The sequence below is a fragment of the Pseudomonas graminis genome, from assembly GCF_001705435.1.
Classification (GTDB): domain Bacteria; phylum Pseudomonadota; class Gammaproteobacteria; order Pseudomonadales; family Pseudomonadaceae; genus Aquipseudomonas; species Aquipseudomonas graminis_B.
On the sequence record NZ_MDEN01000064.1, the window covers coordinates 335,197 to 360,472 of the forward strand.

Here is a 25,276-nt window from a genome sequence, read left to right on the forward strand (position 1 = left end):
CTCATCTCGATACTCCCACCGACAAGCCCGACGCCTGCCCATGGTCGCGAGTATCGAAACATCCTATGCTCACCACAACCGAACAATAATGACGCAATCACTCACTATTGGTGATGAATGGAACTGGCACAGATCCGCATGTTCAAGACCGTCGTCGACACCGGCAGCATTGCCCGCGCGGCGGAGGTCTTGCATTGCGTCCCGTCGAACATCACCGCGCGCATCAAGGCGCTTGAGGCGGAGCTGGGCACCGAGCTGTTTTACCGTCAGGGCCGTGGATTGCGCATCAGCCCGGCGGGGGAAATCTTCCTGACCTACGCCGGCAAGATGCTCAGCCTGGCCGACGAAGCCAAGCGCGCGGTGCATCCGGATGCCGCGCCGTCCGGGCCGTTGCGCATCGGCGCCATCGAATCTTCGGCCACGGCGCGGCTGCCGCGACTGCTGGCGCGCTTTCATGCGCGTTACCCGCAAGTATCACTGGAGCTGACGACGGGCACCGGCACGCAACTGCTCGACGCGACGCTCAACCAGAAGCTTGATGGCGCCATTGTTGCCATCGACGTCAAACGCCCACGGCTCAAGCGCACGTCGATGTACCGGGAGGATCTGGTGCTGATTGCGGCCGAGTCGCTGGGCCCGATACGCAGCGCGTCGGATCTGCAGGGCAAATCGATTTTCATGTGGCCCGAAGGCTGCCCTTATCGCGCAGCGCTGGAGCGATGGTTGCAGCACGACGGCCAGACTCAGCCCATCGTCAGCATCGCCAACTACGGCACCATCGTCGGTTGCGTCAGCGCCGGGGCTGGCGTGGCGCTGGTGCCCAAGGGTGTTTACGAGCAGTACCGCAAAGGCTCTGGCTGGGTCGGTTATGAATTCCCTGAACTGACCTCCATCGACAACCTGTTTTACTGGCACGAGAACGCCGAACATCACCCGGCGCGGGAGGCATTTGTGGAGATGTTGCGGGCGGAGTTCAGCGGGATTAGTGAGGCGTGATACCTGCCTGTAGGAGCGTGGCTTGTCCCGCGATCTGCTGCGCAGCAGTAGCAAAACCATTCCAATCAAGTCCTCCAGACAGACCGCGTTTGCAGGGTTTGCTGCCGGTTCCCGGCAGATCGCGGGACAAGCCACGCTCCCACAGGGAATGTAAGCAGGTTCACGCGGCGTACACCGCCAGCTTCTCCTGAATGAAGTCCAGAAAGCACTGAATCCGCAACGCCAGCTGCGAGTTGCGGTAGTACACCGCGTGGATCGGCTGGCGATAGCCGCTGTTGGCCTGGGGCAGGATGACGTTGAGGCGGCCTTGGCGGATGTCTTCGTGGGTCATGAAGTGAGACAAGCAGACGATGCCCTCTCCCGCCAGCGCCAACTGGCGCAACGTCTCGCCGCTGGAGGCCGACACCGTTGGCTGGATGAACAGCCGATCCCCGTCGGCGTGGCGCAACGGCCAGTGATTGAGGGTTTCGGTCTGGGTGAAGCCGAGCAGTGAATGCCCGCTCAGTGCTGGAACGGTTGTCGGCGTGCCGTGTTTTTCGAGGTATTCAGGACTGGCCAGAATGTTCAGCGGGCTGCTGCCGAGGGGCCGGGCATGCAGGGTCGAATCGGCCAGTACGCCAATGCGGATCGCCACATCGGTGCTCTGCTCCAGCAAATCAATGATCAGATCGTTACTGTTCAGCTCCAGCTGAATGTCCGGATACAACGTGCGAAACTCGGCGACGTACGGGACGATTGAATGCAGCATGAAGGGCGACGCCGCGTTGATCCGCAACCGGCCGGACGGCGTCTGCTGGCGCACCGACATGCGCTCTTCCAGCTCTTCCATCTGATCCAGAATCTGCCGGGCCCGCTCAAGGAAATACTTGCCCTCCTCGGTCAGGTCCATGCGCCGCGTGGTGCGGTTGATCAACGTCGTGCCCAGCTTGCCTTCGAGTCGAGACAAGGTGCGGCTGATCGCCGAGGGCGTCTGCCCGACCTGCTCGGCCGCCGCAGAAATCGAGCCGCTTTCGATCACCGTGACAAACACCTGCAACTCATCCGACCTGGCTTTCACTGTTGTCTCCCGCTCGCAAGAGACTGGATATTAGCGTGCTTGGGGGCGAGCTATAAGCTGCAAGCTGCAAGCCGTAAGTGAGCCGTGAGCCGTGAGCCGTGAGCTTGAAGCTTGCCGCTTGAAGCTTGAAGCTTGTAGCTCGCTACTCCCCTTCAAATCCCGAACACCGACCCCAAGTGCGCTTCATACCGCTTCACGTCTGCTTCGACATTCGGCATCTTCATCACGTCCACGGCCAGAAAGGTTGGCAGGCCGGTCATGCCGAGGAACTGGTTGGCCTTGTGGAACGGGAAGTACACGGCATCCACGCCCTTGGCTTCGAAAAAGTCTGCCGGGTCGTCGAACGCTTGCTGCGGCGCGTTCCAGGTGGCGGAAATCAAGTACTGCTTGCCATGCAGCAAGCCGCCGCTGCCATACCGCCGGGACGCATCGGAGCGAGTGCGACCGTCGTTGGCGTACAGGCTGCCGTGACCTTCGGTGAAGACTTCGTCGATGTACTTTTTCACCGTCCACGGCGCGCCCATCCACCAGCCCGGCATCTGCCAGATGATCACGTCCGCCCAGAGAAACTTCTGCACTTCCTCGGCCACGTTGTAGCCGCCGTCGATGAAGGTCTGCTGCACGTCGAACCCGGCGCGGTCGAGAAGCGCCATGCCGGCTTCATGCAGCGTGGTGTTGTAGCGGCCGTCGGAATGGGCGAATTGTTTGCCGCCGTTGAGAAACAGTACTTTTTTCATATCAAGCCTCGTCCGCCGTCAATGCAGTCCGCCGTTCAGCGGTACCGGATTGAGGGTCTTCAATTGGAATGGACGGCAGAATAGCGGTCAGGCGAGCGGCGAATAAGCAGGCAGCGGGCAAAATACCTTTGCGGGGGAATCACGAATGGGCCAGTGATTGATGAATTCTTGTCATCGCGCAGGCGGGTGAGAAAGCCGACCAATGCGGCTCGTTTACCCGGCGATCATCAGGTGCGCGCCCAGCAGTGCCATGCCGATGAAGAACATGCGCTTGAACACCAATGCGCTGATGCGTTGACGCAGCCATTGGCCGAACATCATGCCGAGCAACGCGGGAATCAGCGCCAGCAAGGAAGCGCCCATTTCAGCGCTGCCCACCGCGCCGTTCCAGAAAAGACCGACGCCCAGCGCCAGGGTCGAGACAGTGAAGGACAGCCCAAGCGCCTGCACCAGTTCGTTACGATCCAGCCCCAGGCCCTGAATGTAGGGCACCGCCGGAATGACGAAAACGCCAGTGGCCGCGGTGACCAGGCCGGTGATAAACCCGCACAAAGGCCCGAGCCAGCGCTCGGCAGCAGGCGGCACCTTGAGCGTCGGCAGAAACAAGCCGCACAGCGCGTAGACAAACAGCGCGCCGCCCAGCGCCCTCGCCATGCCGTGCCCGTTGCCAAGCCCCAGCGCGTAGGAGCCGAGCATGGTGCCGATGACGATCGTCAGCAGCAGCGGCCACAACCGCGTGCACAGTCCGCGCAGATGCCCGCCGGTCGCCAATTGCCAGAGGTTGGTCAAGGTTGAGGGGATCAGCAGCAGCGCCGCCGCCTGGGTCGGCAGCATCATCACCCCCAGCAGGCCCATCGCAACCGTCGGCAGCCCCATGCCGATGACGCCCTTGACCGTGCCGGCCAGCAGAAACGTCAGCAGCACCAGCACTGACAACGTCCAGCCGAGGTGTTGATAAAGCGATAGGAAACCATCCATGGGCGCATCCTGCGAAAAGGTCGACGAGGGGAAAAATCGGGTGGTGCAATGGGTGCCACTTCAGCACATTCGGGCACCTGCGGTAACAGAAAAATAATCAGCGCCACTCATCTGAAGAGCGGGTTGATGTCAGCTTTCCATTTCTGCCAACCCGACTTGCCATTTGTAACGTTTCATCGGCAGCCGGTTTTTCCTAGGATCCCTTGACGTCGTCGACGCCTGGCTCGCCAGCAATCACGTGTTTGAGGGGGAATGCATATGTCCGATGCAACTGAGCGCCTGTGGGGCGCGCGCTTCAAGTCCGCGCCGGCGGAAGCGATGGCCAACCTGTCACGCTCGCCCGCCGTCTATTTTCGCATGACGCCTTATGACGTGGCAGGCTCCAAGGCCCACGCCCACGAGCTTGAGCGCGCCGGTTTGCTGGACGCCGACGAAACCCGCCGCATCATCGATGCGCTGCAATCGATTGACGAGGATTTTGCCGCCGGCACGATTCAGCCAATTCCCGCCGACGAGGACGTGCACACCTTTATCGAGCGCCTGCTCACCGAACGCCTCGGCGCACTGGGCGGCAAGCTTCGCGCCGGGCGCTCGCGCAACGATCAGACGGCCAATGACATGCGGCTGTTTCTGCGTGACCGGATTCGCGTGCTGACCCTGTCGATTCTTGATCTGCAGCAGGCATTGGTCAGGCAGGCCGAAGCCCATATCGAGACCGTTGCGCCCGGTTTTACTCACCTGCAACAAGCGCAGCCGATTGTGTTCGGTCACCATTTGATGGCCCACGCCCAGGCGATTCATCGGGACATCCAGCGCCTGCAGGATTGGGATCAGCGCTTCAATCTATCGCCCCTCGGTGCCGCCGCCATGGCCGGCTCCGCCATCGCCCGCGACCCTCAACGTTCGGCGGCGGAAATGGGCTACGCCGGCCCGTGTGAAAACTCCATCGACGCCGTCGCCAGCCGTGATCACGTGGCCGAGTTTCTGTTCTGCGCGAGCATGCTGGGGATCAATATTTCGCGCATGGCCGAGGAGTTCTGCATCTGGACGTCTCGGCAGTTTCGCTGGGTCGAGCTGGACGATGCCTACGCCACGGGCAGCTCGATCATGCCGCAGAAGAAGAACCCGGACATCGCCGAGCTGGCCCGGGGTAAATCAGGCCGTTTGATCGGTTCGCTGACCGCGATTCTGTCGGTGCTCAAGGCGCAGCCGCTGTCGTACAACCGCGATTTGAGCGAAGACAAACACGCCATCTTCGACGCTCTGGACACGCTGAATCTGGTGCTGCCTGCCTTTGCCGGCATGGTCCGCACGATGAAGGTGCGCAAGGACGAGTTGCTGCGTCAGGCCCCCCTGGGGTTCACCCTGGCGACGGAAATTGCGGACTGGCTCGCCGTTCGCGGCGTGCCGTTCAAGGAAGGCCACGAGATCACCGGACAACTGGTTCAGCTGTGCGAGGCGCAGGACATCGGGCTGCCGGAGCTGACGCCAAAGATGCTCGCCGACACCGACCCGCGCCTGACGCCAGAGGTGTTGGAGAGCCTGACACTGGAAGCGGCACTGGCGGCGCGCAGCGGCTGGGGCGGAACGTCCCCGGTGCGAGTGGCCGAGCAGATCGCGCGATTTAAGGCGCATTTGGTGGCCCAGGAGCAGTGGGCCAAGAATTACAACGGCCCGCGGGGTTAATTGTGGTGCGACCGCGTGCGCATTGTAGGACCGGCTTTAGCCGGGAATGCCTCGGACAGGACGCCGTGAAATGAGGCTGTTTATGCTGCTCTCTTCACCGCCGTCTTCCTGTGAACACAGCACCTGTGGGAGTGAGCTTGCTCACGAAGACGGCATTCCAGCCGCTAAATATTCAGCGGATGTTAATGCCTCTTCGCGAGCAAGCTCGCTCCCACAAGGTAGTGCGGCGCATGCAAAACCTTAGTGGAATCGCGAGCCCCAAGGATGTACTCGATTACCTAGTGGGACCGGCTTTAGCCGGGAAGAGGCCGGCGGATGTGCACCCTCAGTTTTCCTCCTTGATGTACGCCTCAACCACCGCCGAGAAGTCCTTGCCTCCGTCACCGCGCAAACTCATCGCCTGATACAGCTGCTGCGCCAGCGCGCCCATAATCACGGGTTGGCGCGCGGCTTTGGCGGCCTCGGTTGCCAGGCCCAGGTCCTTGAGCATCAGCTCTGCGCCAAACCCTCCGGTGTAGCCGCGCGACGCCGGGGCGGTTTCCACGACGCCGGGCCACGGGTTGTACATTTCCGAGCTCCAGCAGCGTCCGGTCGAGCTGTTGATGATGGTCGCCAGCACGCCGGTGTCGATGCCCAGGCTATTGCCCAGCGCCATGGCTTCCGCCACGCCGATCATGGAAATGCCCAACAGCATGTTGTTGCAGATCTTCGCGATCTGCCCGGTGCCGACCTCGCCGCAATGGACGATGTTGCGGCCCATCTGCGCCAGGATCGGCTTGAGCACCGTGAAGTGCTCAACGCTCGCGCCGACCATGAACGTCAGCGTCCCGGTCTGCGCGCCACCGGTCCCGCCGGACACCGGCGCATCGCCGACCACCACGCCTTGTTTCGCCGCTGCCGCCGCCACATCGCGGATGGTCTGTGGATCAATCGTGCTGCAATCCACCGCCGGCACCCCTGCACTGATGCCAGCCAGTACGCCGTCTTCATTCAGGTAAACCGCGCGAACGTGAGCGGCCGCCGGAAGCATGGTGATGACCAGGTCCGCGCCCTGAGCCGCATGTTTGGGCGACTCACTGATGCGGCTGCCCAATTCGGCCAGTTCGGCCAAGACCTGTTGGTTGACGTCGAACAAATGCAGCTGATGCCCGGCACGGATCAGGTTCCGCGCCATCGGCGCACCCATATTGCCCAGGCCGATGAAGGCGATTTTCATGGTTGTTCTCCTTGTTCAATTCCAGTGCCACCGGCGACGCAGGCCCCTTGTGGGAGCGAGCTTGCTCGCGAAGCGATCGTTCAGAAAGCGCAACGCTGAATGACGCAACGCGATCGCGAGCAAGCAAGGCCCGCTCAAAGCGCGTCGCACTCAACGCAAATTGATCGTCGTATTCACGCCGTCATTCACGCTGTCGTCATCGAACCAGCGGCTGGTGACGGTCTTGGTCTGAGTGTAGAACTGCACCACCTGTTTGCCGTACGGTCCCAGATCACCCAGCTTCGAACCGCGCGAACCGGTGAAGCTGAAGAACGGCACCGGCACCGGAATCGGGATGTTGATGCCGACCTGACCTACGTCGATTTCACTCTGGAATTTGCGCGCTGCCGCACCGCTCTGGGTGAACAGCCCGACGCCATTGCCAAACGGGTTGGCGTTGACCAGGGCGATGGCCTGATCCAGCGTATCGACCTCCAGCACCACGAGCACCGGCCCGAAGATTTCCTGAGTGTAGATCTGCATCTCCGTCGTCACGCCGGTGAACAGCGTCGGCCCGACGAAATTGCCGTCCTCAAAACCTGCCACCGTGATACCGCGCCCGTCCAATTCGAGGGTCGCACCTTCCTGAACGCCGCTTTCGATCAAATCAAGAATCCGCTGTTTAGCGCGCCTGGAAATCACTGGCCCGACATCGGTGCCCGCCTCGCTTCCCGCATTCACCTTGAGCTTCTGCGCCAATGCCTTCAGATCGGGAATCCACTGCTTCGCCGCGCCGACCATGACCACCGCCGACGTCGCCATGCAGCGCTGACCCGCCGCACCGAAACCGGCGCCGACCAGCGCGTTGAGGGTCTGCTCACGGTTGGCATCGGGCAGCACGACGGCATGGTTCTTCGCGCCCATCATCGACTGCACGCGCTTGCCGTGTTTGCCCGCCAGGTCGTAAACGTGAGTGCCCACCGCCGTCGAGCCGACGAAGGACACCGCCTTGATGTCCTTGTGGGTGCAGATCCCGTCGACCACCTCTTTGCCGCCATGCACAACGTTGAGCACGCCCGCTGGCACGCCCGCCTCAACCGCCAGCTCCACCAGCAGCATGGTCGACATCGGGTCCTGCTCGGATGGCTTGAGCACGAAGGTGTTGCCGCAGGCAATGGCCATCGGGAACATCCACAGCGGAATCATCGCCGGGAAGTTGAAGGGCGTGATCCCTGCGCAGACGCCGATGGGCTGACGCAGCGTGTAGGTGTCCACGCCACCGGCGACGTTCTCGGCGAATTCCCCCATCTGCAGTGTGCCGATGGAGCACGCGTGCTCGACCACCTCCAGGCCGCGGAAGATATCGCCCTCGGCGTCGGCAATGGTCTTGCCCTGCTCGGCGCTGAGCACGACGGCGATGCGCTTGGAGTGTTCACGGATCAGCGCCTGCAACTTGAGCATGATGCGCATGCGGGCACCTATCGGCGTGTGCCGCCAGGTGGTGAATGCCTTCTGCGCGGCGGCGACAGCGGCATCGACCTCGGCGGCCGTCGCGAAGGGCACGTGGGCCAGCACTTCCTGGGTGGCAGGGTTGACCACGTCGAGCCACTCGGTGGTTTGCGACTCAACCCATTCACCGCCGATCAGCAGCCTCACGCGGGCCACGGTGGTGTTGTGTTTATTCAGTGACACGTTCATTGCCATTGCTCCATTCAAGGCAGCGCGCCGGCCTGGCCGCGCTGAAAAAAGTCGATTTCAGGCAGCGCGATGGCGAGGGGGATCGCGCTTCATCAGCGCGGTACAGACCAACGCCACCAGCGCCATGCCGATCAGGTAGGCGATCACGTAGCGCGGACTGCCGCCGCCCATGGCCAGTAATTGCGTGGCGATCATCGGCGCGAATCCGCCGCCCAGAACGCCCGCCAACTGCACCGAGACGGAGATGCCGCTGTAGCGAATTTCCGCCGGGAATTGCCGGGCGAACAGCAGGGATTCCGGGGCGTACAGAATCGGGAAGACCACGCCGACCGCCAACACCATCGCCCACCACACCATCTGCGGTTCGCGGGTGCCGAGCATGGCGAAGAACGGATAGACGAAGGCGCAGAGCAGCAGAAGCCCGGCGAAATACAGACGTTTCTGACCGACCTTGTCGGACAGGTGCCCACACAGCGGCATCGTCACCAGAGAAAGTGCAGCGCCAGCCGTGATCGCGCTCAGCACGTCAGCGCGAGGGATAAGCAACTGGTTGGCGGCGTACGCCAGGGCGAAGGTCACCGACATGTAAAACCAGGCATTCTCGGCGGTGCGTGCGCCGATGATGGTCAGGGTTTCTTTCGGATGGTCGCGGAACACTTTGAACAGCGGCACCTTGACGGCGATGTTGTCTTGTTTGAGCTTCTCGAAATCGGGCGACTCCGGGACTTTCAAACGAATCAACCAGCCCACGCCCAGCAGCACGACGCTGGCGAGAAACGGAATCCGCCAGCCCCAGCTGAGCATGTCGGCCTCCGGCAATTTGGCGACCATGCCCATCGCCAGCGAAGCCAACACCAGCCCTGCGCCAACGCCGGTTTGCGGCAGGCTGCCGTAGAAACCTTTGCGGCCCTCGGGCGCATGTTCGACGGCCATCAGCACCGCCCCGCCCCACTCGCCGCCGACGGCCATGCCCTGCAAGAAACGCATCGCGACGAGCAGCACTGCGGCCCAATAGCCGATCTGTTCGTAGGTCGGAATCAGGCCGATGATGATGGTCGGAATGCCCATCAGCATCAGGGTGAACAGGAGCATGGACTTGCGCCCGATCTTGTCGCCGAAATGACCGAACACAATGCCGCCCAGCGGCCGGCCGAGAAAGCCCACGGCGTAGGTGGCGAACGCCGCCAGCACACCGATGATCGGGTCCAGTGCAGGGAAGAAGATCTTGTTGAAGATCAGTGCGGCAGCTGTGCCGTAGAGGAAAAAGTCGTACCACTCGATGGTCGTGCCAGCCATGCTCGCCGCGCCGGCAAGCCGGTAGGATCGGGCGTTTTTCACGGGACTGGCATCGAGTGCGCCAGCGTCCACCGTAATAGCGTTCTTCATAAACTCCTCCGCTTATTTATTGTTGTGCAGGGTGTTATGGCGTGTGGGATAGAGCGATTTGCCGGGGCGTTTCCTCGTTGGATTAGGCACTGCATCAGGCATTGAAGGGCTGGTTGGATCCGGCCGCGCTTCGGAGTATAGATGTGCAAACTTCTAATAAGAACGCACATAAAAGCAGGTCCAACATGCAAAAAAACATCACGTCCTTGAGCGCCCTTAATTGGGATGACCTGAAGTTTTTCCTCGAAGTGGCGCGCACGCGCAAGGCCAGTTCCGCGGCCAAACGCCTCGCGGTGGACTACACAACGGTGTCGAGACGGATCAGCTCGCTGGAAACGTCACTGGGCACGCTGCTGTTCGAGAAATCCCGCAACACCGGCTTCATCCTCACTGCAGAAGGCCAACGCTTGCTTGGCGCTGCGGAGTCCATTGAAAGCACGCTGCACATCGCCTGCGAGCAGGTGTCCGGCTCCGGCGTCGCATTGTCGGGGCATGTGCGCATGGGCTGCACCGAAGGCTTCGGCAGCTTCTTCATCACCCCGCAACTCAGTCACTTCACCGACACGTACCCGGCCATTTCAGTGGATATCCTGCCGCCGCCGCACTTCATCAGCCTGTCCAAGCGCGAGGCAGACATCGTTATCGCGCTGGAGCGTCCGGAGCACGGGCCTTACGTGTGCTGCAAGCTGTGCGACTACAGCCTGAGGCTCTACGCCACCCAGGATTATCTCGACAACCACGCGCCGATCCTCAAGACCGAAGACCTCGCTGACCATCCGTTCATCAGCTACGTCGACGACCTGGCGTTCAGCTCGGAATTGCTCTACCTCAGCAACCTCCTCCCCGGCGCCCATGCCACCCTGCGCAGCACCAGCGTCATCGCCCAATACGTCGCTGCATTGCAGGGACGAGCGCTGGCGATTCTGCCGTGCTTTCTGGCGGCGCAGGATGCGCGACTGCTGCCGGTGCTGGAGAGTGAGGTGGATATCACGCGGCAGTTCTGGATGTACTGCCGGGAGGACCTGAGAAAGCTCAAGCGGATTACGTTGTTGTGGGACTACATCCGTGAGGCCACCGAGCGCAATCAGGGGTTTCTGTTGGGCAAGACCGGGCGGATGGCGTTTGTGGATTAGACCTGCCGAGCCTGTGTAGGAGCGTGGCTTGTCCCGCGATCGGCGACGCAGTCGTCGTCCCGACTCCCGCGGTATATCAGGAAAAAATACATCTGCTGCTCCTGCTGCCGGTACCCGGCAGATCGCGGGACAAGCCACGCTCCTGCGGGGTACGCGCAGGATTTGCCGTCTAGAAGGCCCCTCCCCGTCATAGTTCAGAAATCTCTGAACTATGCATTTAAGCTTTCCTATTCTTCCCGTTCATCGGCCGAATCTAAGATCGGCCCCAATAAAGGAGCCCGTCCAGTAGAGACACGGCCCGAAGATTGCCTTTTCTGATGTGACTGCCACTGTACCCCGTCTCGGCCTGCGCCGTGGCGGAGCCCTGTCTGGGGTCACACGTCAGCCGCACGACGCAATCTTTGAGGACGCTCGATGAAACTGGAAATCTTCCGCACGCTCTGGGGCTACCGCTCCAGCAAGGCCCAGGCGCTGGACGAGCTGCTGGAAGCAGGGTTCGACGGCATGGAAGCACGCCTGCCGCTGACGCCGGTTGAACGCGCGGAATTCGGCGCCTTCCTGCGCGGCAATCACGTGCCTTACATCGCCACGGTGTTCACCGCCTACGACGTCCTCCCGGAACAATCAGCGACCACCGCAGAACACCTCACTGACCTAGAGCAGAAGCTCGCCTGGTCAACCGAACTGGCGCCACGCTTCGTCAACGTACTGGCCGGCAATGACCGTTGGCAATTGCCGCAGCAGGTGGACTTCTTCGGTCAGGCGCTGGAGGTCGCACGCAAGCAGGGTCAGACAGTGGCCTTCGAAACCCACCGTGCCCGCTCGCTGTTCAACCCGTGGGTCACCCTTGAGCTGATCCGCCAACTGCCGGATCTACGTTTCACCAGCGACATCAGCCACTGGATCGTCACCTGCGAGCGTTTGCTCGACGACCCGGAAGACGAACTCAGCGCGTTCGTCGAGCGCGTTCATCACATTCAGGCCCGGGTCGGCTACGACCAGGGCCCGCAAGTCCCCCATCCCGCTGCCCCCGAGTACACCCGCGAGCTGGCTTTCCATCAGCAGCACTGGGAAGCCGTGTGGAAATCCCAGCAGGCGCGAGGCTATCAGGTCAGCACAATGACGCCCGAATTCGGCGCCGACGGCTATCTGCATCACCTGCCCTTCACCAATGTACCGGTGGCCGATCTCTGGTCGCTGAACGTGTGGATGGGCCAGACCGAACGCGAACATTTCCAGCGCTTCACCCACACAACAAGCCGATAAGGAGCGTCTCGTCATGCCAGATCCGTCGCACGCGGCAGCCCCGAAGGTCGCTAATTTCAGCAGCATCCCGGTGGTCGATATCGCCGGGCTCTTCAGCCCCGACATCGCCCTGCGTCAGGCCGTCGCCGACCAACTGGGCAAGGCGGCACGGGAAGTGGGTTTTCTTTACGTCAGGAATCACGATATTGCGCCGTCGCTGATCGACGGCCTGCGTGAGGCGGCCAAGGACCTGTTCGCCCAATCCCTCGACTACAAAATGCAGCACTACATCGGCACTTCACGCAGCCACAAAGGCTTCGTACCCGAGGGCGAAGAGGTGTACGCCAAGGGCAAGCCAGACCATAAAGAGGCCTTCGACATCGGTTTTGAAGTGGGCGACGAAGACCCGCTGGTGATCGCTAAAACCCCGCTGATCGGCGCTAACGAATGGCCGGACCTGCCCGGTTTTCGCTCTGCGGTGGAGGCGTATTACGCGGCAGTATTTGCCCTGGGCCGCCGCCTGTTCGACGGCTTCGCGCTGGCGTTGGGTCTGGAGGAAGGCTACTTCGACGCGATGGTCACCCGTCCGCCCTCAAAGCTGCGCCTGATTCATTACCCGTTTGACGGCGCCGCCCAGGACGCGCCCGGAATTGGTGCGCACACCGATTACGAGTGCTTCACCATGTTGCTGGCCGACAAGCCCGGTCTTGAAGTGATGAACGACCTCGGCCAATGGATCGACGCGCCCCCTGTGGATGGCGCGTTTGTGGTCAACATCGGCGACATGCTGGAGGTCATGACCGCTGGTACGTTCGTTGCTACGGCTCACCGGGTACGCACCGTCAGCGAGGAGCGCTATTCGTTTCCGCTGTTCTTCGCCTGCGACTTCCACACCCAGATCAAGCCCCTTCCGCAGTTCGACAAGGGCAGGGCCGACTACGAAGAGATCACCATCGGCGAGCACATGTTCGGTCAGGCGCTGCAGACCTACCAGTACCTGCGGCGCAAGGTCGAGAACGGCGAAATCAAGTTGTACGAAAAGGCACGCAAGCCGTCGAGCTTCGGCCACCTGAAGAATCAGACACAGGACGCATCGTGATGCGGTACGTCCCTCTGCCCCGCCCGACTAATCAGCACACCCAGCCCTACCTTCCTGACGTGGAGTCACCGACGATGCGCAACACTCTGAACACTGCTGTCCGCTTGACCGTGCTTGCCTCCGCCATGCTCGGCGCGTCGTTATTGGCTGCCACCGCCGCCCAGGCTGCTACTACCGTGACGCCCGGGCAGTTCAAGGTCGGCATGGAGATCACCTACCCGCCCTTCGAATCCTACGACGAGAAGAAGAACGTCGTTGGTGCCGACCCGGACCTGTCACGCCTGCTCGCCAAGCACATGGACCTCAAGGCCGAGTTTGTCGACACCAAATTCTCCAGCCTGATCCTCAGCCTCAATGCCGGGCACTACGACGCGATCATTTCGGGCATGTACATCACGCCGGAGCGCCAGACCCAGGCCCAGACCATTCCCTACGCCGTAACGGGCGCAGCGATCATGGTGCTCAAGGACAGTCCGCTCAAACCCAAGGTGCCGGAAGACCTGTGCGGGCTGAAAATCGGCTTGGAAAAAGGCACCACGTGGGTCACCCAGTTCAACAAGCTGTCCGCCGAATACTGCGTGCCGAAAGGCAAAGGCCCGGTCGCCGTCAGCGAATTCCCGTCGGCACCGGAAGTCACCCAGGCGCTGCTGTCGGGCAACGTCCAGGCGCAAGTGGAAATCGACGGCGCCGCAGGCATGATCGCCGAACGCACCAAGGGCCGCGTGGTGGTCAGCACCGAGCATTCCATCTATCAGCAGACGCTTGGCATCTACGTGAAGAAGGGCAATGACGAGCTGTATCAGGCCTTGCTCAAGGCCTTCGACGAGACCAAAAAATCCGGCGAATACGCGGCGCTGCTGAAGAAGTACAACCTTGAAGAGCCCGCCAACTGACGGCTGGATGCTTTACCCCTTGTAGGCGTGAGCGTGCTCGCGATTGGCCGTGACAGACGATGAAGGTGGGTCGGCTGTGCCGAAGTCATCGCGAGCAAGCTCACGCCTACAGGGATCGCGTTTGATAAGAAAATCCCGCCGGGCCCCGCCCTGCTGAGGTGCGTATGCAATTCGAATGGTCCTACTTTTTTTCACTGTTCTCGGTCGCTGACTTCTGGGAATCCTGCATCACCGTGATCGAACTCAGCGCCCTGGGCTGGTTCATCGGCATGCTGCTGGGTTTCCTGCTGGCCTCGGCCAAGCTGTCGACCGCGCGCTGGATCAGCGTTCCGGCGTCGATTTATATCTGGTTCTTCCGCAGTGTCCCGCTGCTGGTGCTGGTGGTGTTTACCTACAACCTGCCGCAGATGTTTCCGGTCACCCGCGACGTGCTGTCCAACCCCTTCTACTCCGGCCTTCTGGCGCTGGTGGTCACGGAAGCGGCTTACATGGCGGAGATTCACCGCGGCGGCCTCATCTCTGTTGCCAAGGGCCAGAAGGAAGCGGGCCGCGCCCTGGGTGTCGGTCTGATCGGCATGCAGCGGCTTATCGTCATCCCCCAGGCGTTCCGTATCTCCCTGCCGACGCTGGTGAATGAATACATCACCGTGGTGAAACTGACCTCGCTGGTGTCAGTGATTTCCCTCACCGAACTGCTCACCGTGGGCCAACGCCTGTACGCGCAAAACTTTTTGGTCATGGAAACGCTGTCGGCCGTCGCGGTGTATTACGTGATGATTGTGACGGTGTTCGGCTGGCTGTTTCACTGGCTGGAGCAGCACCTGGAGCTGAGCAATCGCAAGCCGCAGACCCTCGATGACACCGCCCTGACTCACCTGCGCGCCAGCCTGGTCACGCAGCCCGCAGTGACGCGTCAGCCGCTAACCGGTCCGGGCTCGGCGCCAGCGCTGCAACTGGTCAACATCCATAAAAGCTACGGGCAGCATGAAGTGCTCAAGGGCATCAATCTGGAGGTGGACGCCGGGCAGGTCATTTCCATCATTGGCCCGTCAGGCTCGGGCAAGACCTCGCTGATTCGTACGGTCAACAGCCTCGAAACCATCGACAAGGGCGAGATCATCCTGTTTGGCGAGGGCTACATTCACGCCGGCGACAACCCCAACGCGCCGCAGATTCGCCGGGGCGTACAGCGCATTGGCATGGTGTTTCAGAACTTCAACCTGTTCCCCCACCGCACCATCCTCGACAACGTGACCCTCGCGCCGCGGTATCACGGCCGCGACCGCGACGTCAGCGAGCAACGTGCCTACGCCCTGCTCGACAAGGTCGGACTGCTGGCCCATGCGCACAAATACCCGCACCAGTTATCTGGCGGTCAGCAACAGCGCGTAGCAATTGCCCGGGCACTGGCGATGGACCCGCAGATCATGCTGTTCGACGAACCGACGTCTGCGCTGGACCCGGAGCTGGTGGGCGACGTGCTCAAGGTCATCGCCGACCTGGCGAAAGAAGGCATGACCATGCTCATCGTCACCCATGAGATGGACTTCGCCCTGTCGATTTCCGACCGGGTGATCTTCATGGAAAACGGCATCGTGCAGGTCGACGCCGCGCCGCAGACGATTCTTGCCAACCAGTGTGGCGCGCGCGTGCGCACGTTCATGGGGCTGGATCACGCCGTTACGCAACCAGCGCCTGCGCTCAAAGAGGCGTGAGCCTCACAGCCCCAACATCAACCCGCTCAAGCGCTTGACCTTGCGCCGCAGGGCTTCTTCAAACACGCCCTGACGCGGCTCGATCAGGCTGAACCAGTGCTTGGCCCGGGTGATGCCGGTGTAGATCAGCTCTTTGGTCAGCACCGGGTTCAGCGCCTCCGGCAGAATCAGCGCCGTGTGGGCGAACTCCGAGCCCTGGGACTTGTGCACCGTCATCGCGTACACCGTTTCCACGTCATTGAGCCGGCTCGGCAGCACGAAACGCACCCCGCCGCTGCCGTCGTTACGCGGGAACGCGACACGCAGGGCCTGACGGTTCTCCTCGATCGGTCCCTCGGGCAGACGCAGGGCAATGCCGATGTCGCCGTTCATCAAACCCAGCCCGTAGTCGTTGCGCGTCATCAATACCGGGCGGCCCTCGTACCACTGATGATCACTCTCGATCAGCCCGGCGCTGAATAGCGTTTCAGTGATCCTTCGGTTCAGCCCTTCCACGCCCCACGGCCCTTTGCGCACGGCACACAGCAGCTGGAACTCATCGAACGCGTTCAGCACCTGCCGCGCCCACTCGACGCTGCGCGGGTCTTCGATCTGCGTCAGGTCTTGCGGCCGCTGCGCGTGCATCACGCCCAGATAATGACGGTAGCCTTGTGGGCCATCGCCGTGACCGTCGAGCAACAGCCGCGACAGCGCGCGGTCCTGCTCACCCTTGAGCACCAGGGAAAACAAATCCGGGTACTGACGAGCCGCGAGCAACGCGCGCGCTTCCTGGTCCTCCTGCTGATTGACCAGTTTGGCCAACTGACCGATGCCGCTGCCCGCCACGAAACGCCGCGAGTGGCGCAGCATCACCACTTGCTGAGCCAACGCCTGATGCTGATCGTCGCCCTGCTGCAAACCGCTTCTGGAAAGATCTTCGCCACTGACCGATTCAAGCCACGCCTGGGTCTGCGGGCTGTACATCCCCGCCTCCGCGTCACGGCACAAGTCGCCCAGCACGGCGCCCGCCTCAACCGACGCCAATTGATCCTTGTCGCCCAACAGCACCATCCGCGCATGGGGCGGCAGCGCGTCGAGCAGATTGGCCATCATTTCCAAATCGATCATCGAAGCTTCGTCGACCACCAGCACGTCCAGTGGCAGCGGGTTGCCCGCGTGATGACGAAAATGCCGTGTGCCCGGACGGCTGCCCAGCAAGCGGTGAACCGTGGTGACTTCGCTGGGGATTTTCTGCCGCACGTCTTCCGGCACTTGCAGCGACTGCACCTGATGACTGATCGACTCGGTCAGCCGTGCCGCGGCCTTGCCGGTCGGCGCAGCCAGGCGAATGCGCAACGGCTTGCCGCGCTCAACCGCCGGCGATTGCAGCAGCGCCAGCAGGCGCACGACCGTGGTCGTCTTGCCCGTGCCGGGGCCGCCGGTAATGATGCTGAACGCACCCCGGGTCGCCAGGGCGCAGGCCAGCTTTTGCCAGTCGATCAACGCGTCAGGCGCGGAGTTGGCCGGGCCGAACAGCGCATCCAGCCGCTGGGGCAAATCGCTGAACCCCGTTTCCACCTGAGCCAGCCGACGACGCAACGCCGCATCGATCCGCCGCTCATAGGTCCAGTAACGGCGCAGGTACAGGCGCCGATCGGATAAAACCAACGGCCTCTGCGCCGCTGCTTCGCTGACATCCCCGGCGTGAGCAACCAGCGCGCTGGCTTCCAGCGCCTTGCACCACGTTGCGCCATCCAGCGATTTGAGCAGCGAGGACGGCAACAGCATCGGCGTCGACAACACATCACCCTCGGGCGGCAACGACAAGGCGAAGTCCGGCTCTTTCAGGGTTTCGTAGAGGTCCAGGCAGACATGGCCGTGACCCAACTGGTGACTGGTCAACGTGGCCGCCAACAGCACCAAGGAGTCCGCGGCAGGATCAAGGTCGGCCAGAAACGCCACGAAGGCTTTGTCCAGCGCGCGCAACCAGCCGCGTTCGACCCAGCGCTGCAGCAACAGCAGCAAATCCTCCACGCGGCTGAGGGGTTTCAGGTCGGCCAGGCTGTCGGCGTCCAGCGTCGTGGGCATCAAGTGAGCGAAGGTGCGGTTCATACGAGGTCTCCTGACAGCACGTCTTCCGTAATCGGCGCTCGGCCCTGAAACAGCAGATCGAGACTTTCGATCAGCGCGCGGGGCGGTCGGGTAAACCACGCACCCTGACTCACTGCGCGACTGCCTCGCACGAACAGGTAGACCGCTCCGCCCATGTGCTGGTCGTAATCGTAGTCGGCAAGACGCGCTTTGAGCTGACGGTGCAAGGCCAGCAGATAGAGCACGTATTGCAGGTCGTAGCGGTTCTCCAGAATCGAGTTTTCCATCGCCTGCTCGGTGTAGGCATCGTCGTCGACGCCCAGCCAGTTGGATTTGTAGTCGGCGACGAAGTAACGACCTTCGTGCTCGAACGTCAGGTCGATGAAGCCCTTGAACATGCCGTTCAGCGAAACCGTTTCTGCCGCCGCGCGAGGCGCGCCGTTGTGGGTGTAGCGGCGCACCAGCGCGTCCATCTGCGCCACATCGACCTTCGAGCAGGCGAACCAGAATTCCATTTCGACGCGGTACTGGTTCGGCTGATCCAGCCCGCACAAGGCCATGGGCTGTACGTCTGCGCCCAAACGCAGCGGCAGGGTCAGCAGATGCTGCAGCCAGTCGGTCAGCGTGTTGATCCAGCCTTTCCAGTCGCGGCGGTTACAGCGTTGCGCCACGACTTTCTCCAGCGCCAGCGGATCAGCCGTCGCTTCGGCAAAGCCCTTCTCACCGGCCCATTCCAGCAAGCCGTGCAGAAAGGTGCCGGGGTTGGGGCCGCGCGGGAATCGGTGGATATCGCCGCCGCTGACCATCACCTCCCGCGGCGCATCCGGGTCAAGACGCTCATCGTCGAACAGCTTCTGCGCTTGCGGGCTGTCTGGCGACTGATCGCCGCTGTCGGTGATGGTGTCACCGATGCGCAGCGCGCTGTAGGACGCAATCCACCAGTTTTCCCGAGCGCTGCGCCGGGGCACGCGCGGCTTGCTCAACGCGACCTCGCTGCGCGGCGCGCTGAAGGACTCGGTCGTGGGCAGCGGCACAGGCTCAACCTTAACGGCGGGATGACCTTCTGCCAGCGAACGCAGCCACTGCCCCAACGCCACCGATCCAGCCAGCTTCTGCCCGCCGCCAAGCAAGTAGCCCAACGCCGAACGATGGAGTATCGAGGCGCTGTTGCTGCCGCGTTTGAGATCGGCAACGCCCAGCCAGCACGCGTGTTGCGCGCGGGTCAGGGCCACATACAACAGACGCAGGTCCTCTGCCAGACGCTCGTCATCCGCCTGCTCAATCAGCGCCGGCGTGGGTTTGAGGCTGATCTGCGCGTGGCCATCGGCGTCGTGAAAGTGCAGCGGCAAACGGCTGCCGTCCACTGGCTTCGTCGAGCAGATGAAGGGCAGGAATACCAGCGGGTATTCCAGGCCTTTGGATTTGTGGATGGTCACCACCTTGACCAGTTGCTCATCGCTTTCGAGGCGCAGGATCTGCTCTTCTCCCGCTTGACCTGACAGCGCCAAGTGCTCGCTCAGATGACGAATCAGCGCCTGCTCGCCATCCAACTCGGCGGCGGCCTGCTGCATCAGTTCGCTGAGGTGCAGCAGGTTGGTCAGCACACGCTCGCCATCGGTTCGCTGAACCAGCGCCTGCGGCAGTTTGAAGTCGTGCAGCAGCCGACGCAGCATGGGCAGCACGCCTTGGGTGCGCCAGATGCGCCGGTAATCGCGGAACTGCATGACGCGGTTTTCCCACGCCAGTTCGTCCTGATTCAGCAGCTCAAGTTCGGCCAGCGGCAACGCAAGGGTGATGCAGGCCAAGGCCGCGCGCAGGGTTCGCTCGGCGTCAGGCTCGGCGCAGGCCTTGAGCCAGGCGAGCAGGTCATGGGCCTCTTGCGCCGCAAACACCGAATCCTTGTCCGAGAGGTACACACTGCGCACGCCCCGCGCCGACAACTCGCCTCGCACGGCCTGAGCCTCCTTGCCGTCACGCACCAGAATCGCGATGTCGGCGGGCAGCAGGTTCTTCAACGGCTCGCCAGCTTTCGCAAAGCCCGCTTGCCCTTGTTGACCGGCGTTGAGCAAACGGACGATCTCACTGGCGCAACTCGCCGCCAGTTGCTGACGATAGACCGTGCCCGACACCGGCTGATCGGTTTCCAGCTGCCAGACGTTGAGCGCCGCGAGGACCTCACCGTCGACCTGCAACGTCTCTTTACGGCCCTGAGACCCGACTGCCAGAAACGGCACGGGATTGTCCTCAGGCGTACGGAACAAGAACGCGCCGCGACCGGCCTCGCTCGTTTCCGCGCGCGTGAACACGTGGTTCACCGCATCGACCATCGCGTGGCTGGAACGGAAGTTGGTGCCCAGCGTGTGCAAGCGTCCGGTCGTGGCCTGCCGGGCGCGCAAGTAGGTGTAGATGTCGGCGCCGCGAAAGGCGTAGATCGCCTGCTTCGGGTCGCCGATGAGGAACAGGCCAGTGCTTTCGTCGTTGGCCTCAAGCCGGTAGATGCTGTCGAAAATGCGGTACTGCACCGGGTCGGTGTCTTGAAACTCATCGATCAGCGCGACCGGAAACTGCTCGCGGATCAGGGTCGCCAGGCGCTCGCCGCCACTTCCGCGCAATGCCGCATCCAGGCGCAGCAGCATGTCGTCGAAACCCATTTCCGCGCGGCGTCGCTTCTCTTCTTCAAAGCGGGCGCCGACCCATTGAGCTGCGTGTTCGAGCACCGCCGCATCGGGCGTTGGCAGCGTGTCCAGCGCCACCTTGAGCTCGACCATCGCCTCGAACGCCGGGTGCGACGGCGGATTGTTCTTCCACGCTTCGGCGATGCCGTCGGGCGTCAGCCGGGTGAAACCGGTGCCAAGGTCGAGTTGCTCCTGCTCGTCGTCATTGGCCCAGGCAATCAGCTTGTCGAACCAAGGCCGGAAATAACGCTCCTGCATCTTGCGACCGTCGACCACTTTGCACGCGACGCCGTCGATGCAGATCGCATGCAGCTCGGCGGCCCAGTTGGCCCAGGGCGCCTTGAGCTGGCGGAGGGTTTCGCGCCGTTCCTGGATCGACTGCTCGATGAGCTCGGTCGGGGTTTCGGTTACGCTCCCCCGCTCACTGCCGAACAACGCGCGCACCCTTGGCAGCAACGCCGCAGGGCCACTCCAGTTCTCGCGCACCCAGATCAGCGCGTCACCGCTCATGGGGTAGCAGAACTTGCGCCAGTAATCGCGCAGCACTTCGCTCAGCAAATCGGTGTGATCGGTTTCCAGACTCTGGGTGAACAGGCTGCCGCTGTCGAAGGCGTGCTCGCGCAGCATCCGCTGACACCAGCTGTGAATGGTCGATACCGCCGCTTCGTCCATCCACTGCGCCGCGATGTCGAGACGGCTGGCGCAGGCGGGCCATTGCTCAATCGCGAACTCATCCCGCAAGCCAGCGATCAACGCGTCGGGCGCTTCAATTTCTTCACGGAAGAACCGCGCGGCTTCAGCCAGTCGCGTGCGAATGCGGTCGCGCAGTTCCTTGGTCGCCGCGTCGGTGAACGTCACCACCAGAATCTGCGGCGGCAACAGCTCACGGCCAAACCCTGAGTCCTCGCTGCCATGCCCCAACACCAGACGCAGGTACAGCGCCGAGATGGTGAACGTCTTGCCGGTGCCGGCGCTGGCTTCAATCAGCTGGCTGCCTTTCAGCGGGAAGCGCAGGGCCAATGGTTGTTGTGCATCACTCATGCGCCGGCCTCCTCGCGAGAAAGTGCCTGCCAGGGCGCTTCAAAAATCGGTTTGTACAGCGCCTCGCACCAGCCCACGAATTCCTCGCTGCCCAGCAACGCGTCGAAGTCCGGGAACTGACGCGCCAGGGCGGTGCTTTCGGCACGCTCACCCTTGCTGTTCTGGCCATCGCCTTCATAGGCCTTGCGCGCGGCAGCTTCGGCTTTGGCCTCATCGTTCTGACCCAGCCAGGCAAACGCCGTCTTCACCGCAATCGGCAGCGGTCGTTGCATGCCTTGATGCCAGGCCAGCAGCAGGTCATTCAGCGTGCGCGTGGCGGTGTCTTTGTCCAGCGGCGGCAGCAAAAGCGTCTCGTCGCTGGCCACCAGCGCCGTGGTCAACGGCAGATCGCACGCGCAGGCCACCAAATGGTTCACCCACGGCTTGGTCAGCCGATGCCACTTGCGCGTCTTCTTGCTGGCGATGGCATTGGGAATAGCGGTGATCGCGAGTAACTCGTTCTGAGGGTTCTGATAAAGCCCATCGACCCAGCCATCGAGCTCGACGCCCTGATGCTGATAACTGACCGGCAGCGCGCTGTGCAGCCTCACCGGCCAGCGAATCAGTAGCTCGTGATAACGGGCGACGAGGTCGGGCAGCGGTTCGATCAATTCATCCTGAAGCAACGTGCCGAAGCCGGCCATCGGCAGCAAGCCGCTTCCCTGCAAGCGCGTTGCCTGAGCATGTAGGGATTCCTGAATGTGCTCCGGATCTGTTAGCGCTGCTTGCAACAGGCTGTCGCTGAGGCCATAGCGCTCAAGCGCGTCGAGCACGAAAGGCTCCTCGTCCGCCAATGGCGCCTCGGCGACCTCAAAGAATATCTTCAAGCGCTGGCTGAAGAAGTGCTTCACCGGATTGCGCAGAAAATCCTGCAACTGCATCAGGCTCAAGGGCTCTTCCTGCTGGTGCTTTTGCAGCGCTTTTGTTTCATCCGCTTCCATGACGGCTTCGTGCAGCACCTGCCACTCACGGGCGAAGCTGAAGAACTCGGGGTTCTCCTGGAAGTATTTGGCACTGAACGGCTGCAGCGGATGTTCAACGGTCAGTTTGTGCAGCAACTGTTGCCCCGGATCACGCTTTTTATCGTCCTCGGGCTCGATGGCATCGGCCAGTCGCCAGCCGCTGGACAGATGATCGCGCAGCTGCCCGATGAGCACCGAAGCCGGCCGCTCGGAATTGTCGCGAATGCTGCGCCCGACCCAGCTGATGTACAGCTGATCACGTGCAGACAGCAACGCTTCGAGCAAGAGATAACGATCATCCTCACGCCGGGAACGGTCGCCGGGACGGTAGTCGCTGCCCATCAGATCGAAATCCAGCGGCGGCTGCGCTCGGGGGTAATCGCCGTCATTCATGCCCAGCAGGCAGACGATTTTGAAAGGAATCGCGCGCATCGGCATCAGCGTGCAGAAGTTGACCGAACCGGCCAGAAAGCGCTGGGATAGCCGCCCTTGATCAAGCCCGGCCAGCCAGGCTTCACGCACGACCGTCAAGGGCAGCTCTTCTTCCAGGGCAACGGTCTCGCAGGTCTGCAGCCAGGTTTCGCGCAGGGTTTCCAGCTGACTGAGCAGGTAGTCGTCATGCTCGCTGTCAGCCATGAAGAACAGCTGCATGATCGCCTGAAGGCGCGCGCCCCACATGGCGGGTGTGGCGGGCCGGGAGAGTTCGTTGTGCGCGACCTGAAGCGCATCGATCAGGGACACCAGAGGGCCAATCAAAGCCGCGTCCAGCCCGCCGATTTCGTCATACGGCTGAATGCCGTCGTAAGCCGCACCCGCACCGACGGCGTAGCCCAGCAGCATCCGACGCAGGCCAAAATGCCAGCTGTTCTGCTCAAGCTGTTCCGGCAGACCCAGCCCTTCGCGCTGGTCTGCATTGAGCCCCCATCGCACACCCGCCCCTTCAATCCAGCGATGCAGGGTTGGCAGGTCACGCTCATCAATGCCGAACCGCGCGCGTAATGCGGGAACGTCCAGCAGATCGAGGATTTCACTGACCGGGAATCGACTGTCCGGAATTTTCAGCAGATGCTCAACGGCGATCAGCAGCGGATCACGGCCGCGTTGGCCCTGGTCGGCGAGGGTGAAGGGGATAAAGCGGCGATCGTCACGGTCCAGCTGGCCGAATACCGCACGAATGTGGGGAGCGTAGCTGTCGATGTCCGGCACCATGACGATGACGTCCCGGGGACGCAGGTCCGGATCCTTGCTGAAGCGCGCGAGCAGTTGGTCATGCAGCACCTCCACTTCGCGCTGGGCACTGTGGGCGACATGAAAGCGAATGGAGCGATCGGTTTTGATGTCCACGGGCGGCCAGACGTCACGGGTCTCGCTCAAAGGGCGCAATTCGAGTATATCGTCCTGGAGTTGGTTCAGGAGGGTCGTGGGCTCGCTCTCGCTAAACAGGTCGATGCGCCCGTCGCGAAAAATTGATCGGTAGCTGTTTGGGTCGTCATGACTGTCCAGCAGATTGATGTAATCACGACCCTGCTTGCCCCACGCCGCCAGCAACGGGTGAGCGTGCTGGTGCAGCGCGTCAGGATTCAGCACCACCGGCATGCCGGGTTTTCGCGACTGACGCTTGTATTCGTGACGCAGGAGATCCTTGTCAGCCACGATGTCTGCCCAGTGATGGCGGCAAGGATTATGAACGCAGAGCAGGACCTGACTGAAACGAGCCAACCCGGCAAGCGCCTCTAGTGCCTGGGCCGGCAATGAGGAAATACCGAAAACGATAACCCGCGCGGGCAAACCGGCCGGCGCCTCGGTCAGGCTGTTGATGCGCTCGATGTAACGCTGATGCACACCGGCACGGCTCTGGGCCATGCCCTCTGCCCCGACATCATGGAGCAGCGCACGCCACAGTTCGGCTTGCCAGCAGTTCTCTGCTTTCAGCGGCTTTGCCTCTCCCCGACCGGTCCTGAGTTGGTGCTTGCCAGCAGCCCAGTCTTCCAACCAGTCGGCGCGATACACCTGATACTGGTCGAACAGGTCAGCGAGTCGCTCGGACAGTTGGTAACGCTTGCGCAGGTCCGTATCGGCCGTCAGGAATCGTTGCAGTGGCTCGAAGTGTGGCTGATTGATCAGGCCTGGGAGCAATCGCATCAAACGCCACGTCAAGGGAGCTTTATCGAGTAACGAGGTTTCCGGGATCTCGGCCTTGCCCAACACCGCCCGATACAGCTGCCACATGAAGCTGCCAGGCAACTGCACATCAATCGCAGCGGCAATGCCGCAACCCCCTTGATCATCGTCCTGTGCATCTTCGGCCAAAGCGAGCTTCAGCCATTGAGCAATACCGTTGCTTTGTACCAGCGCCACTTCGTTCTCAAGGGGCGTCAGCGGGTAACGCCGCATCCATGACACCACTAGGCCACGCAGCTCATCCAGGCGATTCCCATGGACCACCATAAATCCGGGGTTAAGATTGGATGTCACCGGCATAGCTGCGCCCCTTGGTCTTTCAAAAGAGGGAGAAGACTACCAGAGGGAGCGGACTTGTTAGCGTTCGATTTTGCTAGGGCGACTGGCGAACATTCCCTTATGGGTGGTGATGCGTAAGCGTTCGGTTAAGTCGCCTTGACGTAAGGGATGGGAGGTAGCGGCGCTGACGCAAGCGTAAGCAGTGGCCATA

At 62.1% G+C, this 25,276-nt stretch carries 16 protein-coding genes; 7 read left to right on the forward strand and 9 right to left on the reverse strand.

All coding sequences use genetic code 11. The features are described from left to right. The first annotated feature begins 117 nt into the window (after positions 1-117). Positions 118-996: a LysR family transcriptional regulator gene (locus tag BBI10_RS16730; RefSeq protein WP_065990228.1), complete on the forward strand. Its 879-nt coding sequence runs from the start codon at positions 118-120 to the stop codon at positions 994-996. Between the two features lie 160 nt (positions 997-1,156). Here BBI10_RS16730 and BBI10_RS16735 read toward each other — a convergent pair whose 3' ends face one another. The 3 genes from BBI10_RS16735 to BBI10_RS16745 all read right to left on the reverse strand — a co-directional run bounded on the left by BBI10_RS16735 (position 1,157) and on the right by BBI10_RS16745 (position 3,768). Further along, positions 1,157-2,053 carry a LysR family transcriptional regulator gene (locus tag BBI10_RS16735; protein ID WP_065990230.1) on the reverse strand — a complete coding sequence of 299 codons (897 nt, stop codon included), beginning with the start codon at positions 2,051-2,053 and terminating at the stop codon, positions 1,157-1,159. A 152-nt stretch (positions 2,054-2,205) separates the two neighbouring features. After that, positions 2,206-2,790 carry an NAD(P)H-dependent oxidoreductase gene (locus tag BBI10_RS16740; protein WP_065990233.1) on the reverse strand — a complete coding sequence of 195 codons (585 nt, stop codon included), beginning with the start codon at positions 2,788-2,790 and terminating at the stop codon, positions 2,206-2,208. A gap of 213 nt (positions 2,791-3,003) precedes the next feature. Continuing rightward, complete coding sequence (locus tag BBI10_RS16745) at positions 3,004-3,768, reverse strand: sulfite exporter TauE/SafE family protein (RefSeq protein WP_065990235.1); 765 nt, start codon at positions 3,766-3,768, stop codon at positions 3,004-3,006. Between the two features lie 258 nt (positions 3,769-4,026). On the opposite strand from BBI10_RS16745, the gene argH reads away from it, so the two are divergent. Next, positions 4,027-5,454, forward strand: coding sequence for an argininosuccinate lyase (gene argH / locus BBI10_RS16750; protein WP_065990237.1), 1,428 nt, complete (start codon positions 4,027-4,029; stop codon positions 5,452-5,454). Positions 5,455-5,779: 325 nt separating this feature from the next. Here the strand turns inward: argH and mmsB are convergent, their stop codons facing one another. The 3 genes from mmsB to BBI10_RS16765 all read right to left on the reverse strand — a co-directional run bounded on the left by mmsB (position 5,780) and on the right by BBI10_RS16765 (position 9,733). After that, a complete protein-coding gene (mmsB, locus tag BBI10_RS16755) occupies positions 5,780-6,670 on the reverse strand; it encodes a 3-hydroxyisobutyrate dehydrogenase (protein ID WP_065990238.1) in 891 nt (296 codons plus the stop codon). Positions 6,671-6,820: 150 nt separating this feature from the next. Next, positions 6,821-8,347, reverse strand: a complete 1,527-nt coding sequence (locus BBI10_RS16760) for a CoA-acylating methylmalonate-semialdehyde dehydrogenase (protein ID WP_065990239.1) — start codon at positions 8,345-8,347, stop codon at positions 6,821-6,823. A 57-nt stretch (positions 8,348-8,404) separates the two neighbouring features. Continuing rightward, positions 8,405-9,733: an MFS transporter gene (locus BBI10_RS16765; RefSeq protein WP_065990240.1), complete on the reverse strand. Its 1,329-nt coding sequence runs from the start codon at positions 9,731-9,733 to the stop codon at positions 8,405-8,407. 185 nt (positions 9,734-9,918) lie between these two features. Between BBI10_RS16765 and BBI10_RS16770 the strand changes: the two genes are divergently transcribed. The 5 genes from BBI10_RS16770 (at position 9,919) to BBI10_RS16795 (ending at position 15,818) form a co-directional block, all read left to right on the forward strand. After that, positions 9,919-10,866: a LysR family transcriptional regulator gene (locus BBI10_RS16770; RefSeq protein ID WP_065990242.1), complete on the forward strand. Its 948-nt coding sequence runs from the start codon at positions 9,919-9,921 to the stop codon at positions 10,864-10,866. 414 nt (positions 10,867-11,280) lie between these two features. Beyond that, on the forward strand, positions 11,281-12,132 hold the full coding sequence (locus tag BBI10_RS16780) for a sugar phosphate isomerase/epimerase family protein (RefSeq protein ID WP_065990247.1): 852 nt from the start codon (positions 11,281-11,283) through the stop codon (positions 12,130-12,132). A gap of 13 nt (positions 12,133-12,145) precedes the next feature. Continuing rightward, a complete protein-coding gene (locus tag BBI10_RS16785) occupies positions 12,146-13,210 on the forward strand; it encodes an isopenicillin N synthase family dioxygenase (protein ID WP_065990248.1) in 1,065 nt (354 codons plus the stop codon). A gap of 74 nt (positions 13,211-13,284) precedes the next feature. Continuing rightward, positions 13,285-14,103, forward strand: coding sequence for an ABC transporter substrate-binding protein (locus BBI10_RS16790; RefSeq protein ID WP_065990249.1), 819 nt, complete (start codon positions 13,285-13,287; stop codon positions 14,101-14,103). Positions 14,104-14,267: 164 nt separating this feature from the next. After that, entirely contained in the window at positions 14,268-15,818 is a 1,551-nt protein-coding gene (locus BBI10_RS16795; RefSeq protein WP_065990251.1) for an amino acid ABC transporter permease/ATP-binding protein, read from the forward strand. Positions 15,819-15,821: 3 nt separating this feature from the next. Here the strand turns inward: BBI10_RS16795 and recD are convergent, their stop codons facing one another. Genes recD through recC form a run of 3 tightly spaced genes read right to left on the reverse strand, consistent with a single transcriptional unit; the run spans position 15,822 to position 25,086 of the window. Continuing rightward, a complete protein-coding gene (gene recD, locus BBI10_RS16800) occupies positions 15,822-17,909 on the reverse strand; it encodes an exodeoxyribonuclease V subunit alpha (RefSeq protein ID WP_065990253.1) in 2,088 nt (695 codons plus the stop codon). Further along, positions 17,906-21,604: an exodeoxyribonuclease V subunit beta gene (recB, locus tag BBI10_RS16805; RefSeq protein WP_065990255.1), complete on the reverse strand. Its 3,699-nt coding sequence runs from the start codon at positions 21,602-21,604 to the stop codon at positions 17,906-17,908. Before recB ends, recD begins: the two co-directional genes overlap by 4 nt. Continuing rightward, positions 21,601-25,086: an exodeoxyribonuclease V subunit gamma gene (recC, locus tag BBI10_RS16810; RefSeq protein ID WP_065990257.1), complete on the reverse strand. Its 3,486-nt coding sequence runs from the start codon at positions 25,084-25,086 to the stop codon at positions 21,601-21,603. The genes recB and recC overlap by 4 nt, the downstream gene beginning before the upstream one ends. Positions 25,087-25,276: the final 190 nt, after the last annotated feature.

Bases quoted from the DNA above. Each gene is read 5' to 3' on its own strand.
- argH (WP_065990237.1), top strand. From the start codon at position 4,027: ATGTCCGATGCAACTGAGCGCCTGTGGGGCGCGCGCTTCAAGTCCGCG.
- BBI10_RS16740 (WP_065990233.1), bottom strand. From the start codon at position 2,790: ATGAAAAAAGTACTGTTTCTCAACGGCGGCAAACAATTCGCCCATTCC.
- BBI10_RS16785 (WP_065990248.1), top strand. From the start codon at position 12,146: ATGCCAGATCCGTCGCACGCGGCAGCCCCGAAGGTCGCTAATTTCAGC.
- recB (WP_065990255.1), bottom strand. From the start codon at position 21,604: ATGAGTGATGCACAACAACCATTGGCCCTGCGCTTCCCGCTGAAAGGC.
- BBI10_RS16760 (WP_065990239.1), bottom strand. From the start codon at position 8,347: ATGAACGTGTCACTGAATAAACACAACACCACCGTGGCCCGCGTGAGG.
- BBI10_RS16790 (WP_065990249.1), top strand. From the start codon at position 13,285: ATGCGCAACACTCTGAACACTGCTGTCCGCTTGACCGTGCTTGCCTCC.
- BBI10_RS16795 (WP_065990251.1), top strand. From the start codon at position 14,268: ATGCAATTCGAATGGTCCTACTTTTTTTCACTGTTCTCGGTCGCTGAC.
- BBI10_RS16780 (WP_065990247.1), top strand. From the start codon at position 11,281: ATGAAACTGGAAATCTTCCGCACGCTCTGGGGCTACCGCTCCAGCAAG.
- recD (WP_065990253.1), bottom strand. From the start codon at position 17,909: ATGAACCGCACCTTCGCTCACTTGATGCCCACGACGCTGGACGCCGAC.
- mmsB (WP_065990238.1), bottom strand. From the start codon at position 6,670: ATGAAAATCGCCTTCATCGGCCTGGGCAATATGGGTGCGCCGATGGCG.
- BBI10_RS16770 (WP_065990242.1), top strand. From the start codon at position 9,919: ATGCAAAAAAACATCACGTCCTTGAGCGCCCTTAATTGGGATGACCTG.
- BBI10_RS16745 (WP_065990235.1), bottom strand. From the start codon at position 3,768: ATGGATGGTTTCCTATCGCTTTATCAACACCTCGGCTGGACGTTGTCA.
- BBI10_RS16730 (WP_065990228.1), top strand. From the start codon at position 118: ATGGAACTGGCACAGATCCGCATGTTCAAGACCGTCGTCGACACCGGC.
- recC (WP_065990257.1), bottom strand. From the start codon at position 25,086: ATGCCGGTGACATCCAATCTTAACCCCGGATTTATGGTGGTCCATGGG.
- BBI10_RS16765 (WP_065990240.1), bottom strand. From the start codon at position 9,733: ATGAAGAACGCTATTACGGTGGACGCTGGCGCACTCGATGCCAGTCCC.